Source organism: Terriglobales bacterium (assembly GCA_035937135.1).
GTDB lineage: Bacteria > Acidobacteriota > Terriglobia > Terriglobales > Acidobacteriaceae > DASYVL01.
Genome location: DASYVL010000148.1, coordinates 1 through 2012 on the forward strand (window position 1 = coordinate 1; position 2012 = coordinate 2012).

The following is a 2012-nucleotide window of genomic DNA, read 5'->3' on the forward strand; positions in this document are numbered from 1 at the left end:
TGGCGTAGTCGAAGGCGTACTTGAGGATGCGCTCCACCCCTTTGCGCGTGTTCACGTCCTCCTGCACCGCGACTTCATCCGGCGTCCCCGGCTTGAACACGCCGCCCACGTCCACGTACAGGCCTTCGGTGTTCTCGCGGATGACGGTGAAGTTCACGTCCGCGGGCTCCACGTTCTTCAGTGGGCACAGCGCGGCGTCCAGCAGGTGGACCGGGCGCACGTTGGCGTAGAGGTCCATCCGGAAGCGCATGCCCAGCAGGATCTCTTTGGCGTGGATGTTCGTGGGCACGCGCGGGTCGCCGAAGGCGCCCAGGAAGATGGCGTCAAAGTCGCGCCCCAGTTTTTTGAAGCCGTCGGACGGCACGGTGACGCCGTCCTGGAGGTAGCGGTCCGCGGACCAGTCGAACTCCTCGAACTCGAGCTGGGCGCCCGTGGCCTTCACCACTTCGAGCGCCGCCCCCAGCACCTCTTTGCCGATGCCGTCCCCGGGAATGACTGCGATCCTGTGGCTCACGCTAAGGAAGATACCAGCGAGTCCCCGCCCGTGGGAAGTGGCAGCGGGCTTTATAATCAATTGTTTGGTGATGACCCGCACATTTCTCAGTGAGCATCTGGCGGCCCGCGGCGCGCGCTTGGGGGAATACGGCGGCGCGGAGACCGCCTCCGCCTTCGGCGATCCGCAGGCCGAGTTCGTCGCGCTGCGCTCCGCCTCGGGCGTCTTCGACCTGGGCTGGCGCGCGAAGCTCGCGGCCACCGGCGAAGATCGCGTCCGCTGGATGAACGGCATGGTCACGGGAAACGTCCGCGACCTGGCGCCCAACCGCGGCGCCTACAGCTTCCTGCTCAATCCCCAGGGACACATCCTCGGCGACCTCTACATCTACAACCGCGGCGACCACCTCCTGCTCGACACCGACAGCTCCCAGGCGCCGCGCCTGCGCGAGGTCTTCGAGAAGTACATCATCATGGATGACGTCGCGATCACCGACATCAGCGAGAAGCTCACCGCCATCGGGCTGCGTGGACCGAACGCGAGCGCCGTGCTGGGGAAGTGTGGCCTGAACGCTGGCACGCTCGAGCCGCTCGAGCTTCGCGACACGACTCTTCAGGACATCGGCGTCTCTCTGGTGCGCTCCGCGGGCCGCGACCCCGGCTACGAGATCTGGCTGACGCCGCAGAATGCCGCGAACGTCTGGGACGCGCTGGTCGCCGCCGGCGCGACGCCTGTCGGCACGGAAGCCTGGGAGATGTGCCGCATCGCCGCGGGCCTGCCGCGCTACGGTCAGGACATCCGCGAGCGCGACCTGCCCCAGGAGACCGAGCAGCACCAGGCGCTCGACTTCTCCAAAGGCTGCTACGTCGGCCAGGAGATCGTGGAGCGCATCCGCTCCCGCGGCCAGGTGCACCGCAAGTTCACCGGCTTTCGCCTGAAAAACGCCGGCGCAGGCGCCGCCGCTCCCGGAACCAAGATCCAAGCCGAGGGCAAGGACGTGGGCGAACTGACCAGCGTCGCCTCCCTGCCCCAGACCGACGGCACGCGCACTACCATCGCGCTCGGATACGTGCGCCGCGAGCTCACGCTCCACCCAAAAGCGTTGAAGGCCGGTGAAGCGACGGTTACGGTCGCCGAGTTACCTTTTGCGCTCTAGAAACTAGAAACTGGAAACTAGAAACTAGAAAGAAGATATGACCGAGAAGAAGCAATCCGATTTTGTGGTCAGCGACAAGCGCAAGTTCACCTCCGAGGGCGACTTGCGTCCGGAGACCGCGTCCAACCCGGCAGAAGCCCCTCCCGAGCCTGTTCCGCCTCCGGTTCCGCCGCCTGTCCCGGCTGCTCCGGCCCCTGCCGAAGCTCTTCCCGAAGCTCCTCCGGCGGCCGCGCCTCCGCCGCCATCAGAGGCCGCGGCGGGAGACGCGCAGCAGTCCTATCGCGCCTCCGGCAAGCGCATCGACGAGCGCATCGCCGTCGCCGGCCATCCCCCGGAGGGCTTCGAGATCACCTTCGAGCACCT

Annotated in this window: 3 protein-coding genes; 2 read left to right on the forward strand and 1 reads right to left on the reverse strand. The window is 66.7% G+C overall.

From position 1 onward, the window contains the following. A partial coding sequence (locus VGQ94_08845) for an isocitrate/isopropylmalate family dehydrogenase (GenBank protein ID HEV2022623.1) occupies window positions 1-514 on the reverse strand: 514 nt, incomplete at its 3' end. Window positions 515-584: 70 nt separating this feature from the next. Here VGQ94_08845 and VGQ94_08850 point away from each other — a divergent pair. Next, a complete protein-coding gene (locus VGQ94_08850; GenBank protein ID HEV2022624.1) occupies window positions 585-1649 on the forward strand; it encodes a folate-binding protein in 1065 nt (354 codons plus the stop codon). Window positions 1650-1686: 37 nt separating this feature from the next. Then, window positions 1687-2012 (forward strand): hypothetical protein (locus VGQ94_08855; protein ID HEV2022625.1); only part of this gene is annotated, 326 nt, incomplete at its 3' end.